Genomic DNA, 16,215 nt, shown 5'->3' with positions numbered 1-16,215 from the left:
TCGCCGTCGTACCGTGAGGGCCGCCGTCGCGGCGACGGGTCGGCTAGCGCTGGCGCGGGGCCCGGGCGGCGGCCAGCAGTTCCTCGGCGTGGGCGCGGCCCAGCTCGGAATCCTCCAGACCGGCCAGCATCCGGGAGAGTTCGCGTACCCGCTCCTCGTCGTTCAACACCTTGACACCGCTGCGGGTCACGGTGCCGTCGTGGGTCTTCTCCACCACCAGGTGCCGGTCCGCGAAGGCGGCGACCTGCGGGAGGTGGGTGACCACCACGACCTGGGCGCTTTCGGCCAGCTTGGCCAGCCGGCGGCCGATCTCGACCGCGGCCTTGCCGCCGACGCCCGCGTCGACCTCGTCGAACAGGTAGGTGGGGACGGGGTCGGCGCCGGCGAAGACCACCTCGACGGCGAGCATCACGCGGGACAGCTCACCGCCGGAGGCGCCCTTGGCGATCGGGCGGGGCTGGGCGCCGGGGTGCGGGGCGAGCAGCACCTCGACCTCGTCCACGCCGTGCGGGCCGTAGGCGACGGTGCGGCCGTCGATCTCGATCCCGGACAGGTCGTCGACCTGGGTGATCGAGAAGGTCACCCGGGCGTGCGGCATGGCCAGTTCGGCGAGTTCGGCGGAGACGGCCGCGGCGAAGCGCCCGGCCGCGGCCTGCCGGGCGGCCGACACCTCGGCCGCGAGTTCGGCCAACTCGGCCCGCAGCACGGTCTCCTGGGCGCCGAGCTGGTCGATCCGGTCGTCGTCGCCGTCGAGCTCGGCGAGCCTGGCGGCGCCATCCTCGGCCCAGGCGATCACCTCGGCGAGGGTGTTGTCCGGGCCGCCGTACTTGCGCAGCAGCTGCGCCAGCGCGGCCCGGCGCTCCTCGACGGCGGCCAGGCGCACCGGGTCGGCGTCCAGGTCGTCCGCGTAGCCGGCCAGGTCGCCGGCGACGTCGGCGAGCAGGTAGCCGACCTCGCCCAGCCTGTCGGCCAGCGCGGCGAGCCGCTCGTCGTGGTGGCGGACGGCGTCCACGGCGCGGCGGGACTGGGCGAGCAGGGTGCCGGCGTCCAGCGCCTCCGGGTCGGCCGGGTCGCCGGCCAGGGCGGCGTGGGCAAGGGTGGCGGCGGAGGAGAGCGCGTCGGCGTGGCCGAGGCGCTCGGCCTCGGCGGCCAGCTCGACGTCCTCGCCGGCCACCGGCTCGGCGGCGGCGATCTCGTCCAGGCCGAAGCGGAGCAGGTCGGCTTCCTGGGCCCGTTCGCGGGCCCGGGTGGTGAGCTCCTCCAGGGTGGCCGACACCTCGCGCAGCGCCCGGTAGGTCTCCCGGTAGCGGGCCAGCGGCTCGGCCACCGACTCGCCCGCGTACCGGTCGAGCGCGCCTCGCTGGCGGGCCGGGCGCAGCAGCCGCTGCTGGTCGGTCTGGCCGTGCACGGCGATCAGGTCCTCGCCGAGCTCGGAGAGCAGCCCGACCGGCACGGCCCGGCCGCCGACGTGCGCCCGGGAGCGTCCCTCGGCGGAGACGGTGCGGCTGATCAGCAGGGCGCCGTCGTCCAGTTCGGCCCCGGCCTCGACGGCGCGGGCCGCCACCGGGGAGCCCGCGGGCAGTTCGAGCCGGCCCTCGACGACGGCCCGTCCGGAGCCGTTGCGCACCAGGCCCGGATCGGCCCGGCCGCCGAGCAGCAGGCCGAGGCTGGTCACCACCATGGTCTTGCCGGCGCCGGTCTCACCGGTCACGGCGGTGAAGCCGGGGGCCAGTTCGACCACCGCGTCGTCGATGACCCCAAGATCCCGTATCCGCATCTCGTCCAACACGGAGACGACCTTACGAGGTTCCACCCCCGGCGCGCGACGAGCGGCAACGGTGAGCGGCAACACCGTGACCTGAAGTTCACCCCTTCCGGGAGGTTTGCCCGGCGGTGGGCACGGTGCACCAGGGCAGGAAGAACTGCACCAGCGGGCCGATGGCCAGCGCGTACGCGACGGTGCCGACGCCGGCGGTGCCGCCGAGCAGGACGCCGGCGACCAGCACGGTCAGTTCGATGCCCGTGCGGATCAGCCGCAGCGAGCGTCCGGTGCGCCGGTGCAGGCCGGTCATCAGGCCGTCGCGCGGGCCGGGGCCGAAACGGGCGCCGATGTAGAGGCCGGTGGCCAGGCCGTTGAGCACGATCGCCGCGACGATCAGCCCGATCCGGGCGGGGAGCCCGGCCACGTCGCCGACCACCCGGAGGGTGAGGTCCATGGCCGCGCCGATCATCAGCACGTTGGCGACGGTGCCGAGGCCCGGACGCTGGCGCAGCGGGATCCACAGCAGCAGGACGGCGGCGCCGCAGATCGTCACCCAGGCGCCGACGGAGAGGCCCGCGGTGCGCTGGAGGCCCTGGTGGAGGACGTCCCAGGGGTCGAGGCCGAGCCCGGAGCGGAGCATCAGCGCCATGCTCGCGCCGTACAGCGTCAGGCCGAGGGCGAGCTGCGGGAGGCGGCGGCCGAGTGCGTGGGTATCGCCGAGGACGCGGACGGCGAGGGACGGCCGGGTGCTCTCGCGAACGGGTGTGGTCGTTGTGGCCAACGGGTGCTCCTGCGGGTGGTGCTGCACCCCGGGCGGCCCCGGTGGTGGCGGACTCGATGGCCGCCCTGTCATGATGATGGGGCCAAAGAGGCCCCTTCCAGGGCCAATCACGAGCAAGTGGACTGGATCCGCCATGGCCGACTGGCACACCACCGTCACTCCGCCCGCGCTCGCCCGGCTGCTCGCCACCGCCCGGCTGCCCCAGCCGGCCACCACCCGCCGGCCCGCCTACCGCACCCTCGCCGGGCAGATCCGGCTGCTGGTCACCGAGGGCCGCCTGCCGGTCGGCGCCCGCCTGCCCGCCGAGCGCGAGCTCGCCACCGTCCTGGAGCTGAGCCGCACCACCGTCGCCACCGCCTACGAGACCCTGCGCACCGACGGCTACCTGCGCAGCCGCCGCGGCTCCGGCAGCTGGACGGCCCTGCCCGAGGGCGCCCCGCCGCCCAGCGACGCCCTGCACCCCGTCCCGCCGGACGAGCAGAACCGCACCCTGGACCTCGGCGTCGCCGCGCCGCCCGCCCCGCAGCCCTTCCTCGGCGAGGCCGCCGCCCGGGCCGTCGAGCAGCTGCCCTGCTACGCCGCCGGGCACGGCCACTACCCGACCGGCGTGCCCGTGCTCCGCGAGGCCGTCGCCCGCCGCTTCACCGAGCGCGGGCTGCCGACCACCCCCGACCAGATCCTGATCACCACCGGCGCCATGGGCGGCCTCCACCTGCTCCAGCGGGTACTGATCGGCCGCGGTGACCGGGTCGCCGTCGAGGCGCCCAGCTACGCCCACACCCTGCAGGCGCTGCGGCTCGCCGACGCCCGGCTGGTGCCCGTCCCGTACGCGTGGCCGAACGGGCCGCGACGGCAGCCCGAGTGGGACCTCGCCGGGTGGCGCCGGGTGCTGCTCGGCGCCACGCCCAAGGTCGCCTACGTCCTGCCGGACTTCCACAACCCGACCGGCGCGCTGATCGGCGAGGAGCAGCGCCGGGAGCTGCTGGCCGCCGCCCGGACGGCCGGCACAATCGTCCTGGTCGACGAGACCACCGCCGAACTCGGCTGGGGCGTACCGGAGTCCGCGCCGCTGCCGCGCCCGATGGCCGCCCTGGACCGGGCCGCGCAGGTGGTCACCGTCGGCTCGGCGGGCAAGCTGCTCTGGGGCGGGCTGCGGATCGGCTGGGTACGGGCCGCGCCCGCGCTGGTGCGCCGACTGGCCGCCGAGCGGGTCTACAGCGACGTCGGCACCCCGGTGCTGGACCAGCTGATCGCCGCCGAGCTGATGGGCGAGGCCCTGCCGGCCGTCCGGGCACACCAGCTGGGCAGGCTGCGGGCCACCGCCGACGCCTTCGCCCGCGCGCTGCCCGTCCACCTGCCGACCTGGACCTACGCGCCGCCGCCCGGCGGGCTCTCGCTCTGGGTGTCCACCGGCGGCCTGTCGGGCGCGGCGCTCGCGCTGGCCGGGGAGCGCGGCGGGGTGCGGATCGCCTCGGGCAACCGGTTCGGTTCGGACGGCGCGTTCGAGCACCACATCCGGATCCCGCTCACCGTGCCCGCCGCGGCCGTCCCCGCCGCCGTCGAACGCCTCGCCGCCCTCGCCGCCCGGGCGAGCGCCGGCGGGCGGTTCGGCTCGACCGACGGCACCGAGCCGCTGGCGGTCTGACCGACAGTCAGGTCGGGTGGCTAGTGGTGCGTGTCGGCCCGGCCGCGCCAACCCGTCACCGGCAGTGCGAACTTGGCCACCAGCCGGTCGGTGAACGGCGCCCGGTGCAGCCGGGCCAGGCGCACCGGCGTCCTTCCCCGGCGCACCTCCACCCGTGCGCCGGCGGGCAGTTCGACCGAACGCCGTCCGTCGCACCAGAGCACGCCGTGCGGGGTCTTCTGCTGCACCTCCACCGCCAGCACCGATTCCGGCGAGGTCACCAGCGGGCGCGCGAACAGCGCGTGCGCGGAGATCGGCACCATCAGCAGCGCCTCCACCTCCGGCCACACCACCGGCCCGCCGCCCGAGAACGCGTACGCCGTGGAGCCGGTGGGCGTCGCACAAACCACCCCGTCGCAGCCGAAGTTGGAGACCGGGCGGCCGTCCACCTCGGTCACCACCTCCAACATCCGCTCCCGGGACGCCTTCTCGATCGACGCCTCGTTCAACGCCCAGTCCTGGTGCACCACATCGCCGTTGGTGCGGACGATGACGTCGATCGTCATCCGCTCCTCGACCTCGTAGTCGGCCTTCACCACCCGCTCGACCACCACCGCGAGATCGTCCCGCTCGGCCTCCGCGAGAAAGCCCACCCGGCCCAGGTTGATCCCGAGCATCGGCAGCCCGTGCTCGCGCGCCAACTCCGCCCCGCGCAGCAGCGTCCCGTCCCCGCCGGCGACCAGGATCAGCTCACAGCCGTCCGCCGCCCCCGGCCCCCCGGCCACCTTCTCGACGCCGCCCGGCAGGTCCAGGCCCACCGCCTCCGCGGCCAGCAGCCGGATCCGGATGCCCGCCTTCAGCAGCCCGTGCACCAGACCCTCGACGCTGCGCATCGCCGCCTCCCGGCCGGTGTGCGCGATCAGGAAGACCGTGCGTTCTTCATCGCTCATGCCGCTGCCCTCTCCCTAAGCCTGCCGGTCCGCCCTCGGCCCGGTGCGGCCTCGTCACACAGCATGACGGACCGGTCGTCCGCAGAGCACCCTATCGGGGGCCCTCGGCGACGGCCCGGTCCGCGTCCGCCGGGTCCAGCTGCGGGGCGTCCCGGCGCAACCAGAGGAAATACTCGACGTTCCCGGACGGCCCCGGCAGCGGGCTCGCGGTGACCGCGCGGACGCCCAGCCCGAGCTCCCACGCCTGCCCGGCGACCTGGCGCACCATCTCGGCCCGCAGCTGCGGGCTGCGCACCACCCCGCCGCTGCCCAGGCGCTCCTTGCCGATCTCGAACTGCGGCTTGACCATCAGCACCAGGTCGGCGTCCTCGGCCGCGCACCCGGCCAGCGCCGGCAGCACCAGGCCCAGCGAGATGAACGACAGGTCGCCGACGACCAGGTCGACCGGGGTGCCGCCGATCAGCTCCAGGGTCAGCTCGCGGACGTTGGTGCGGTCCATCACCGTCACCCGCTCGTCGCTCTGCAGCGACCACGCGAGCTGCCCGTAACCGACGTCCACCGCCAGCACGTGGGCCGCGCCCGCCCGCAGCAGCACGTCGGTGAAGCCGCCGGTGGACGCGCCCGCGTCCAGCGCCCGGCGGCCCTCGACCACCAGGCCCTGCGGCACGAACGCCGCGAACGCCCCGGCCAGCTTGTGGCCGCCGCGCGAGACGTAGTCGGGGTCGTTCTCGTCCTTGACCACCACGATCGCCGCCGAGGTCTCCACCTGGGTGGCCGGCTTGGTCGCGGTGGTACGGCCGACGGTCACCCGACCGGCCGCGATCAGCTCGGACGCGTGCTCGCGCGACCGGGCCAGCTTGCGGCGGACCAGCTCCGCGTCGAGACGGCGTCGTGCCACTGCCACTGGTGTTTCAGCTCCTACGGGGTCGTGCAGGTCATTCCTGGTCGAGCGCGGCCAGCGTGTCGGCGAACCGCTGGTGAACATCTTCGTACACCGCGACGTGCGCCTCGGCCGGCACCCCGTCCAGCGCCTCCAGCCGGGCCAGCCCGGCGTCCACGGCGGGGTGGCCGGTCGGGGTCAGCTCGACGCCGAGCGGCAGCGGCGCGGTCTCGCGTACAGGGCCTCGTGCGGGGTCGTCAGGCATCGGAGTTCTTCGTACTGGTGGCCTTGCGGACGGTGGTCTTCTTCGTCGCCGTGCGCTTGGCGGGCGCCTTGGGCTGGGCGGCCGGCTCGGCGGCCGTCTTCTTGGCGGTGGCGGTCTTCTTGACGGCGGTCTTCTTCACCGGAGTCTTGGCGGCCGACTTCCCGGCGGCCGTCTTCCGGGCGTCCGCCTTCTTGGCAGCTGCCTTCTTCTCGGCCGGCTTCTTCTCGGCCGGCTTCTTCGCCGGGGCCGCCTTTGCCGGGGCCTTCGCGGCCGCGGCCCTGACGGGCGCCACCGGCGGGTCGACCTCGATCGGCTCGTCCACCTCCACCCGCTCCGCCACCATCGGCTGCCCCACCGCCCGGGCCGCCGGCGGCTCGTCCTGCAGCTCCCAGCCGCGCCCGAACAGGTCGTCGGCCCGCGGCGCCGGCGCGGGCACCTCGGCCTCCTCCTCCGCCCCCGGCTTCGCGGCCGGGACGCCGCCCTCCTCGACCTCCCGCAGCTTGCTCTCCAGGTAGGCGAGCACCACGCCCACCTTGGTCACCTGGTCGCCGACCTTCTCGAAGGCCTTCTCCACCTCGCCGCGCGCCACCCCGACGGCCAGGTCCACCCCGGCCCGTCCGGCGGTGACCGCCTCCTCGGCGAGCGTCTGCAGCGTCTTCGCCGACGGCGGGAACTGCCCGCCCAGGCGGCGCTCCACCTCGGCGACGTCGACCCCGGTCCGTTCCAGGATCGTGGCCGCCGTCCCGACGACCCGCTTGCCGACCTCCTCCACCACCACGGCGGCGGCCTCCACCACTCCCCGCACCGTCCTCGGCAGCATCCGGGTGCCTCCTTAGCGCCTACGCGCATCGCTCCGTCGCCGTCGGTGCCCGGCCGGTCCCGGGCACTCCACTGACGACGCTACCGCCAAAACCCGCCTGCGGTACCGTGGCCCCGCACCTACCGCCGCCGCCGACCGCCGAAAGTCCGGCCCCCGGGGAGGAGATCCACCGCCATGGCGAACGCCGAGGAGTGCCGCGAGGCACTGGAACAGCTCAGCCGGAACATGGCGAGGTCCACCGGCGACGTCCGCAAGGCCGCGGCCCTCGACCGCTCGCTCAGCTGCCGGATCACCGACCTCGACCTGACCTTCACCGGGCGACTGCGCGACGGCCGGATCCAGGACGTCGTCTCGGCGCCCGGTGCTCCCGCCGAGCGCGCCGAGATCCGGCTCACCATGAGCAGCGACGACCTCCTCGCCCTGGTCGGCGGCCGGCTCAACTTCGCCTCCGCATGGGTCGGCGGCCGGGTCAGGCTGGAGGCGAGCATCCGCGACCTGCTGCGGCTGCGCACCCTGCTCTGACCCGGGCTCCGGCCCCCAGCCCCTTGCTCTGCCCTCGGCTCCGACCCGGCCGTTGGGCCCGGTCAGAACCCCAGCTCGGCCAGCGCCTTCCGTCCGTCGGCCGGCTCACCGTCCGCGTCCAGCGCCGTCCAGGCCGCCGCGCAGAGCGCCCGCAGGCCGTCCCACCGGTCCGCCCCAGCGCCGTCCAGCCGCAGCACGCTGCCCTGGGCCCGCGCCGTCCAGCCGCCGCAGCGGAAGCCGCCGTCCTCGGCCGCCACCGCCGGGTGCGGCTCCAGCAGCCCGCGCAGGTCCGCCGCCAGGTACGTCGGCCGGTGCTCGACCGGGGCCTCCAGCAGCTGCGCCGCGGTGGTCACACCGGTGAACACCAGCAGGCTGTCCACCCCGCCGTTGAACGCGCCCTCGATGTCGGTGTCGAGCCGGTCGCCGACCACCAGCGGCCGCTTTGCACCGGTCCGCAGCACGGTCTCCCGGTGCATCGGCGGCAGGGGCTTGCCCGCCACCACCGGGTCCACCCCGGTCGCCGCCCGCACCGCCGCCACCAGCGTCCCGTTGCCCGGCGCGATGCCGCGGGCCGTCGGCACGGTCAGGTCGGTGTTGGACGCCACCCACGGCAGCCCGCGCTGCACCGCGTAGGAGGCCTCCGCCAGGTGTGCCCAGCCCACCGACGGGTCGTAGCCCTGGACCACCGCGAGCGGCTCCTCGGCCAGCGTGCGGACCGCGACCAGCCCGCGCTCGGCCAGCGCCTCCTCCAGCCCGAGGCCGCCCACGACCAGCACCTTCGCCCCGGCCGGCACCTTCTCGGCGACGACCCGGGCGGCGGCCTGCGCCGAGTTGATCACGTCGGCGGGCGCTGCGGGCACGCCCAGCTCGGTCAGGTGCTCGGCCACCACCCGCGGCGGGCGGGAGGCGTTGTTGGTCACGTACGCCAGCCGCATCCCGACCGTCCGGGCGGCCGCCAGGGCGTCCACGGCGTGCTCGATCGCGTGCGGGCCGGCGTAGACCACGCCGTCGAGGTCCAGCAGCGCCGTGTCGTACGCCTCGGTGAGCGGGCGCTCACTGCCTCCGGGGGCGGTCCGTCGCACGGTGGTGGCCGTCTCGGTCATGCCTGCTCTACCTCATTCACTGCGTTCACTGCATCGGTCACTGCGCTGTTCACTGCGCCGTTCACGCGTCGCCGTTGACGCCGTCGGGCTCGTCCGTGGCCTGGCCGGCCGCGGACGCCGGGGGCTCCAGGTAGCCGGGCGCACCCGGCAGCAGCGGGCCGAACGCCCCGGCTCGTGCCGCCAGCGTCGCCCGGGTCTGCCGCAGCGCGGCCCGGTAGTGGTCGGTGTCCGGCCGCATCGCCACGGCCAGCGCCAGGTGCTCGGCGGACGTCTCGAAGTCGCCCATCCGGGCCGCCGCCACGCCCCAACCGAACTGAGCGTAGTCGTCCGACGGATCGGCCAGCGCGACGGCCCGGAAGTTCTCCAGCGCAGCCGCGTACGAGCCGGCGTCGAACTGTGCCCGTGCCAGCGTCTCCCGGATGCTGCGCGAGTGCGGCTCGGCCGCCGCCGCCCGGGCCAGCAGCTGCTCGGCCGCCGCCGCGTGGCCCTGGGCGAGCAGCTTCCCGCCCCGGCGGAACCAGTCGTACACGTCGCCGGCCGGCTCGCCCGACCGCTCCTGCGCCGGCACGCCGCCGCCCTCAGGACCGCCCCCGCCGGTAGCGCCGTCCGGCCCGCCCGGCTCGGCCGGACCGCCGCCGTCCACCCGTTCCCACCCGTCGTTCATGCCGTACCTCGCCCTCGATTCGGCCCCTCGACTGCCCACCCGCCCCACACGTCGGCACAGGTGTTCCCATCTCCCAACAACGCGTCCCCGGTTACGATGCCCAGAATGAGCACCTCCAGTGCAGAGAACGGAGCCGAGACTCCGCAGGGCGGCCCCGGCGATCCCGGGCACGTCGCCACCGCAGGTCTGTCCCTGTCCCCGTTCCGCGGCCTTCGCTACGTCCCCGACCGGGTCAGCGCCCTGGCCGCCGTCACCTCACCTCCGTACGACGTCGTCGACCCCAGCCGTCGGCTCGACCTGGAGACCGCCGACCCGCACAACGTGGTCCGGCTGATCCTGCCGCGCCCCGAGCCCCAGGACAGCGGCGACCGCCCCGACCGCGACACCCGGTACCGGCACGCCGCACGGCTGCTGCGCGACTGGCAGCGCGAGGGCGTCCTGGCCGCCGACCCGGAGCCCGCGCTCTACGTCTACGAGCAGCGCGTACCCGCCACGGCCGACTCCCCCGAGCTGCTGCAGCGCGGCCTGATCGGCGCCCTCGCGGTCAGCGGCAGCGAGGCCGGCGTGGTGCTCCCGCACGAGGACGTGATGCCGCGGCCGGTCGCCGACCGGGTCGGCCTGATGCGCACCACCCGCGCCAACCTCGAACCGCTGCTGCTCACGTACCGGGGCAGCGGCGGAGCGGCCGGTGTGATCGAACGCACCGTCCGGCAGGACCCGCTGCTCGCCACCGCCACCAGCGACGGCACCCACCACCGCCTCTGGGCCGTCACCGACCCCGGCGACACCGCCGAGATCGGCCGCGACCTCTCCCGCTGCCGGGCACTCATCGCCGACGGCCACCACCGCTGGGAGATGTACCTGCGGCTCCAGCGCGAGCACCGTCACCTCCCGCGCAGCCCGTGGGACCGCGGCATGGTGCTCCTGGTGGACACCGCCCGCTACCCCCTGCGCGTCCGGGCCATCCACCGTGTGCTGTACCGGCTGCCGGTGGCCGAGGCGCTGGAGCGGCTCGGCGACCAGTGGAAGGTCAAGGAGATCCCCGGCCCGCTCAACGCCGCGCTCCAGGCCCTCGCAGAGCAGAAGCGACACGGCGGGAACGGCTTCGTGCTGACCGGCGGCGACGGCGTCTTCTGGCTCGTCGCCGAGCCCGAGGAGGCCCTGCTCGACGCCACCGTGCGGCACGACCGCCCCGAGGAGTGGCGCCACCTCGACGCGACCGTCCTGCACGCCACCCTGCTCGACCACACCTGGCACGTCCCCGACGGCCCGGACGACATCGGCTACCTGCACACCGCCGTCGCCGCCGAACGGGAGGCCGCCCGCACCGGCGGCACGGCCGTCCTGCTGCACCCGGTGCGGGAGAGCGTGGTGCGGCGGCTGGCCGAGCAGGGCGTCACCATGCCGCGCAAGTCGACCTCCTTCGGGCCGAAGCCGGCCACCGGGCTGGTCCTGCGTAGCCTCGAACTGGGCTGAGCGGCACCGGTGTCGCGGCCGGGGCCGTAACGCAGTGAGGCCCTGCCGCACTCCGGGAACTCCCGGGGTGCGGCAGGGCCTCACTCGTTGCTCAGGGCTCAGCTCTTGGCGTCGGTCTCGACGTCGGTCGCGTCGCTCTTGGCGTCGGTCTTGGCGTCACCGGAGCGCTGGGGCACCACGCCGTCGAAGTCCTCGTCGATCTCGAGGTCGTCCTCGTCGTAGTACTCCTCGACGTCCTCCTCGTCCTCGAAGATCACGCGGTCGTCGGCAATCTCGCCGCCACGCTTCTTCGCCGGGGCCTCGGCCTCCTCCTCGGCGAGCTCCGGGTCGAGGGCGTCCACGAATTCCACGCCGTCGATCTCGGCCAGCCGCTCCGAGGCGTTGGTCGAGCCGTCGGTGTCGGCCTCGGCCGCCTTCGCGAACCACTCGCGGGCCTCGTCGCCCCGGCCGGCCGCGATCAGCGCCTCGGCGTAGGCGTACCGCAGCCGCGCGGTCCACGGGTGCACGGCGCTGGAGGCCAGCTCCGGGCTCTGCAGGGTGACCACGGCCGCGTCGAACTGCTCCATGTCGGTGCGGGCACCGGCCGCCACCAGGCGCATCTCCACCTGGCCGGCCTTGTCCAACTGCTTGACCTCGGCCTCGCCGGCCATCGCCAGCGCCCGCTCCGGGCGGCCCAGACCGCGCTCGCAGTCCGCCATCACCGGCCACAGGTCCGCCCGGCCGGTCATCCGGCGGGCGGCGCGGAACTCGGTCAGCGCCTCGGAGTAGCGCTGGGTCATGTACGAGGCGAAACCGGCCGCCTCGCGGACGGCCGCCACGCGGGAGGCCAGCCGCAGCGCGACGCGCGAGTACTGGTACGCCTCCTCCGGCTCGCCGTCGAGCAGGCGGGCGACCATCACCAGGTTGCGGGCGACGTCGTCGGCGAGCGTCTTGGGCAGGCTCTTGAGCTCCTGGCGCACGTCCGCGTCCAGCTCGAAGCCGGTGACGTCCTCCGGGATCGGCAGGCGCTTGACGGGCTCGTACGTGCCGCGGCGGTCGTCGTAGTCCCGGCCACCGCGGTCGTCGCGGTCACGGCGGTAGGCGCCACCCTGGCGGTCGTCACGGCGGAAGCCACCGCGGTCGTCCCGGCGGCCCTCGAAGCGGCCACCACGGTCGCCGCCGCGGTCGTCACGGTCACGGTTGTAACCACCGGAAGGGCGGTCGTCGCGACGGTAGCCGCCACCGGCCGGACGGTCATCGCGACGGAAGCCACCGCGGTCGTCACGGTCACGGCCGTAACCACCCGACGGGCGGTCATCGCGACGCGGACGGCCGTCACGCTCGTCACGACGGAAGCCACCGGAGGGGCGGTCGTCGCGACGGTAGCCGCCACCGGCCGGACGGTCATCGCGGCGGAAGCCGCCACGGTCGTCACGGTCACGGTTGTAGCCACCGGAGGGGCGGTCGTCCCGACGGAAGCCACCCGACGGACGGTCATCGCGACGCGGACGGTCATCACGGTCATCACGACGGAAGCCACCCGACGGGCGGTCGTCCCGACGCGGACGGTCGTCACGCTCGTCACGGCGGAAGCCACCGGAGGGGCGGTCGTCCCGACGGAAGCCACCCGACGGGCGGTCGTCACGGCGGAAGCCACCGCGGTCGTCACGGTCACGGTTGTAGCCACCGGAAGGGCGGTCGTCCCGACGCGGACGGTCATCACGCTCGTCACGACGGAAGCCACCGGAGGGGCGGTCATCGCGACGCGGACGGTCATCACGGTCATCACGACGGAAGCCACCCGACGGGCGATCGTCCCGACGCGGACGGTCGTCACGCTCGTCACGGCGGAAGCCACCGGAGGGGCGGTCGTCACGGCGGAAACCGCCGCCGGCCGGACGGTCATCGCGACGGAAGCCACCGCGGTCGTCACGGTCACGGCCGTAACCACCCGACGGGCGGTCATCGCGACGCGGACGGTCGTCACGCTCGTCACGGCGGAAGCCGCCGGAGGGGCGGTCGTCGCGACGGTAGCCGCCACCGGCCGGACGGTCATCGCGACGGAAACCGCCACGGTCGTCACGGTCACGGTTGTAGCCACCGGAGGGGCGGTCGTCACGGCGGAAACCGCCGCCGGCCGGACGGTCATCGCGACGGAAGCCACCGCGGTCGTCACGGTCACGGCCGTAACCACCCGACGGGCGGTCGTCCCGACGCGGACGGTCGTCACGCTCGTCACGACGGAAGCCACCGGAGGGGCGGTCGTCACGACGGGAGCCGCCACGGTCGTTGGACCAGCCCCCACGGGACCGGGGCTCGTAGCCGCGGCCGTCGTCCGATCGACGCTCGGGACGGTCCTGGGGCTGGTTCGACATCGCGGTGACTCCTTCTGCTGCTTAAGCTTCGCCGCGGCACGGGCCGAACATCGCTGCCCTCACGCGGCTCAGTGCCGGCCTCCTGGCCGCGCACCATCTCCATTGTCCGGCATCCCGGAACACTCCGCGTCCGAGCGGAGGTCCGGTCCTGCCGGCCGTGTACGTTCGCAAAACACAAAAAGGCCGCGGCCCCAGCGAATCGCTGGGGCCGCGGCCTTGAATAATTGTTCGGCGGCGTCCTACTCTCCCACAGGGTCCCCCCTGCAGTACCATCGGCGCTGTGAGGCTTAGCTTCCGGGTTCGGAATGTAACCGGGCGTTTCCCTCACGCTATGACCACCGAAACCCTATCGGGTATTCAGCGAATACACACTTTTCAGTTGATAAGTGTTTCTTGTGTTCGCCGGCGATAGCTGTTCGCTACCCGGGAACCACACAGTGAACGCGAGCGTCTGAGGACAAGCCCTCGGCCTATTAGTACCGGTCAACTCCACCCCTCACAGGGCTTCCATATCCGGCCTATCAACCCAGTCGTCTACTGGGAGCCTTACCCTCTCAAGGAGGTGGGAGTGCTCATCTCGAAGCAGGCTTCCCGCTTAGATGCTTTCAGCGGTTATCCCTCCCGAACGTAGCCAACCAGCCATGCCCTTGGCAGAACAACTGGCACACCAGAGGTTCGTCCGTCCCGGTCCTCTCGTACTAGGGACAGCCCTTCTCAACACTCCTACGCGCACAGCGGATAGGGACCGAACTGTCTCACGACGTTCTAAACCCAGCTCGCGTACCGCTTTAATGGGCGAACAGCCCAACCCTTGGGACCTACTCCAGCCCCAGGATGCGACGAGCCGACATCGAGGTGCCAAACCATCCCGTCGATATGGACTCTTGGGGAAGATCAGCCTGTTATCCCCGGGGTACCTTTTATCCGTTGAGCGACGGCGCTTCCACAAGCCACCGCCGGATCACTAGTCCCTACTTTCGTACCTGCTCGACCCGTCAGTCTCACAGTCAAGCTCCCTTGTGCACTTACACTCAACACCTGATTGCCAACCAGGCTGAGGGAACCTTTGGGCGCCTCCGTTACCCTTTAGGAGGCAACCGCCCCAGTTAAACTACCCACCAGACACTGTCCCTGATCCGGATCACGGACCCAGGTTAGACATCCAGCACGACCAGAGTGGTATTTCAACGACGACTCCACAACAACTGGCGTTGCCGCTTCACAGTCTCCCACCTATCCTACACAAGCCGAACCGAACACCAATATCAAGCTATAGTAAAGGTCCCGGGGTCTTTCCGTCCTGCTGCGCGAAACGAGCATCTTTACTCGTAATGCAATTTCACCGGGCCTATGGTTGAGACAGTCGAGAAGTCGTTACGCCATTCGTGCAGGTCGGAACTTACCCGACAAGGAATTTCGCTACCTTAGGATGGTTATAGTTACCACCGCCGTTTACTGGCGCTTAAGTTCTCAGCTTCGCCCCACCGAAATGGAGCTAACCGGTCCCCTTAACGTTCCAGCACCGGGCAGGCGTCAGTCCGTATACATCGCCTTACGGCTTCGCACGGACCTGTGTTTTTAGTAAACAGTCGCTTCTCGCTGGTCTCTGCGGCCACCCCCAGCTCAAGCAGCAAGTGCTATCACCAGGAATGGCCCCCCTTCTCCCGAAGTTACGGGGGCATTTTGCCGAGTTCCTTAACCATAGTTCACCCGAACGCCTCGGTATTCTCTACCTGACCACCTGAGTCGGTTTGGGGTACGGGCCGCCATGAAACTCACTAGAGGCTTTTCTCGACAGCATAGGATCATCCACTTCACCACAATCGGCTCGGCATCAGGTCTCAGCCTTAACGTGAGGCGGATTTGCCTACCTCACGGCCTACACCCTTACCCCGGGACAACCACCGCCCGGGCTGGACTACCTTCCTGCGTCACCCCATCGCTCACCTACTACAGACTCGGTTCAGCGGCTCCACCACTCCCCTTCACCCGAAGGATCCAGGACGGCTTCACGGCCTTAGCATCACCTGGTTCAGCGTTGGCGCTTCAAAGCGGGTACGGGAATATCAACCCGTTGTCCATCGACTACGCCTGTCGGCCTCGCCTTAGGTCCCGACTTACCCTGGGCAGATCAGCTTGACCCAGGAACCCTTGGTCAATCGGCGCAAGAGTTTCCCACTCTTGTATCGCTACTCATGCCTGCATTCTCACTCGTATACCGTCCACGACTGGTTTCCACCGCCGCTTCACCCGGCACACGACGCTCCCCTACCCATCACAGCAGGCGTTGGCCCTCATGCTGCAATGACACGACTTCGGTGATGTGCTTGAGCCCCGCTACATTGTCGGCGCGGAATCACTTGACCAGTGAGCTATTACGCACTCTTTCAAGGGTGGCTGCTTCTAAGCCAACCTCCTGGTTGTCTCTGCGACTCCACATCCTTTCCCACTTAGCACACGCTTAGGGACCTTAGTCGGTGTTCTGGGCTGTTTCCCTCTCGACCATGGAGCTTATCCCCCACAGTCTCACTGCCACGCTCTCACTTACCGGCATTCGGAGTTTGGCTAAGGTCAGTAACCCGGTAAGGCCCATCGCCTATCCAGTGCTCTACCTCCGGCAAGAAACACGTGACGCTGCACCTAAATGCATTTCGGGGAGAACCAGCTATCACGGAGTTTGATTGGCCTTTCACCCCTAACCACAGGTCATCCCCCAGGTTTTCAACCCTGGTGGGTTCGGTCCTCCACACGGTCTTACCCGCGCTTCAACCTGCCCATGGCTAGATCACTCCGCTTCGGGTCTTGGGCATGCAACTCAAACGCCCTATTCGGACTCGCTTTCGCTACGGCTACCCCACACGGGTTAACCTCGCTACACACCGCAAACTCGCAGGCTCATTCTTCAAAAGGCACGCAGTCACGGCCCACCAGCAAGCTGATGAACGACGCTCCCACGGCTTGTAGGCACACGGTTTCAGGTACTATTTCACTCCGCTCCCGCGGTACTTTTCACC

General features: G+C 71.8%; 12 protein-coding genes, 2 rRNA genes and 1 pseudogene (1 of these 15 only partly in view). 3 read left to right on the top strand and 12 right to left on the bottom strand.

Going from position 1 to position 16,215, the window contains the following annotated elements; genetic code table 11:
• Positions 1–43 precede the first annotated feature (43 nt).
• Positions 44–1,777 carry a DNA repair protein RecN gene (gene recN, locus F7Q99_RS20990; RefSeq protein ID WP_153466457.1) on the bottom strand — a complete coding sequence of 578 codons (1,734 nt, stop codon included), beginning with the start codon at positions 1,775–1,777 and terminating at the stop codon, positions 44–46.
• 88 nt (positions 1,778–1,865) lie between these two features.
• A complete protein-coding gene (gene yczE / locus F7Q99_RS20985) occupies positions 1,866–2,543 on the bottom strand; it encodes a membrane protein YczE (RefSeq protein ID WP_153463603.1) in 678 nt (225 codons plus the stop codon).
• Between the two features lie 133 nt (positions 2,544–2,676).
• Here yczE and yczR point away from each other — a divergent pair, with 133 nt between their 5' ends.
• Positions 2,677–4,188, top strand: coding sequence for a MocR-like transcription factor YczR (gene yczR, locus F7Q99_RS20980; protein ID WP_153463601.1), 1,512 nt, complete (start codon positions 2,677–2,679; stop codon positions 4,186–4,188).
• A gap of 20 nt (positions 4,189–4,208) precedes the next feature.
• Here the strand turns inward: yczR and F7Q99_RS20975 are convergent, their stop codons facing one another.
• From F7Q99_RS20975 to F7Q99_RS20960, 4 genes are all read right to left on the bottom strand, one after another.
• On the bottom strand, positions 4,209–5,117 hold the full coding sequence (locus F7Q99_RS20975) for an NAD kinase (RefSeq protein ID WP_153463599.1): 909 nt from the start codon (positions 5,115–5,117) through the stop codon (positions 4,209–4,211).
• A 91-nt stretch (positions 5,118–5,208) separates the two neighbouring features.
• Entirely contained in the window at positions 5,209–6,015 is an 807-nt protein-coding gene (locus F7Q99_RS20970) for a TlyA family RNA methyltransferase (RefSeq protein WP_326846932.1), read from the bottom strand.
• A 37-nt stretch (positions 6,016–6,052) separates the two neighbouring features.
• The gene (locus F7Q99_RS20965; RefSeq protein ID WP_153463593.1) at positions 6,053–6,262 is read right to left on the bottom strand and encodes a hypothetical protein; all 210 of its coding nucleotides are present in this window, start codon (positions 6,260–6,262) and stop codon (positions 6,053–6,055) included.
• Entirely contained in the window at positions 6,255–7,082 is an 828-nt protein-coding gene (locus tag F7Q99_RS20960) for a hypothetical protein (protein ID WP_153463590.1), read from the bottom strand. The genes F7Q99_RS20965 and F7Q99_RS20960 overlap by 8 nt, the downstream gene beginning before the upstream one ends.
• A 174-nt stretch (positions 7,083–7,256) precedes the next feature.
• Between F7Q99_RS20960 and F7Q99_RS20955 the strand changes: the two genes are divergently transcribed.
• Positions 7,257–7,604 carry an SCP2 sterol-binding domain-containing protein gene (locus F7Q99_RS20955; RefSeq protein ID WP_153463587.1) on the top strand — a complete coding sequence of 116 codons (348 nt, stop codon included), beginning with the start codon at positions 7,257–7,259 and terminating at the stop codon, positions 7,602–7,604.
• 62 nt (positions 7,605–7,666) lie between these two features.
• On the opposite strand, the gene F7Q99_RS20950 is transcribed toward F7Q99_RS20955, so the two are convergent.
• Positions 7,667–8,707, bottom strand: coding sequence for an HAD-IIA family hydrolase (locus tag F7Q99_RS20950; RefSeq protein ID WP_153463584.1), 1,041 nt, complete (start codon positions 8,705–8,707; stop codon positions 7,667–7,669).
• Positions 8,708–8,768: 61 nt separating this feature from the next.
• On the bottom strand, positions 8,769–9,371 hold the full coding sequence (locus tag F7Q99_RS20945; RefSeq protein ID WP_153463582.1) for a tetratricopeptide repeat protein: 603 nt from the start codon (positions 9,369–9,371) through the stop codon (positions 8,769–8,771).
• Positions 9,372–9,476: 105 nt separating this feature from the next.
• On the opposite strand from F7Q99_RS20945, the gene F7Q99_RS20940 reads away from it, so the two are divergent.
• Positions 9,477–10,847: a DUF1015 family protein gene (locus F7Q99_RS20940; RefSeq protein WP_153463579.1), complete on the top strand. Its 1,371-nt coding sequence runs from the start codon at positions 9,477–9,479 to the stop codon at positions 10,845–10,847.
• A gap of 98 nt (positions 10,848–10,945) precedes the next feature.
• Here the strand turns inward: F7Q99_RS20940 and F7Q99_RS20935 are convergent, their stop codons facing one another.
• The 4 genes and pseudogenes from F7Q99_RS20935 to F7Q99_RS20920 form a co-directional block, all read right to left on the bottom strand.
• Complete coding sequence (locus F7Q99_RS20935; RefSeq protein ID WP_153466455.1) at positions 10,946–11,851, bottom strand: tetratricopeptide repeat protein; 906 nt, start codon at positions 11,849–11,851, stop codon at positions 10,946–10,948.
• A gap of 372 nt (positions 11,852–12,223) precedes the next feature.
• Positions 12,224–12,847 (bottom strand): annotated as a pseudogene (locus F7Q99_RS43865) (DEAD/DEAH box helicase); the annotation flags it as partial.
• A 580-nt stretch (positions 12,848–13,427) separates the two neighbouring features.
• A 5S ribosomal RNA gene (rrf, locus tag F7Q99_RS20925) occupies positions 13,428–13,544 on the bottom strand.
• 110 nt (positions 13,545–13,654) lie between these two features.
• Positions 13,655–16,215, bottom strand: a 23S ribosomal RNA gene (locus F7Q99_RS20920) (it continues 559 nt past the right edge of the window).

The organism is Streptomyces kaniharaensis, from assembly GCF_009569385.1.
Classification (GTDB): Bacteria; Actinomycetota; Actinomycetes; order Streptomycetales; family Streptomycetaceae; genus Kitasatospora; species Kitasatospora kaniharaensis.
This window is presented reverse-complemented; position numbering and strand designations above follow the sequence as displayed.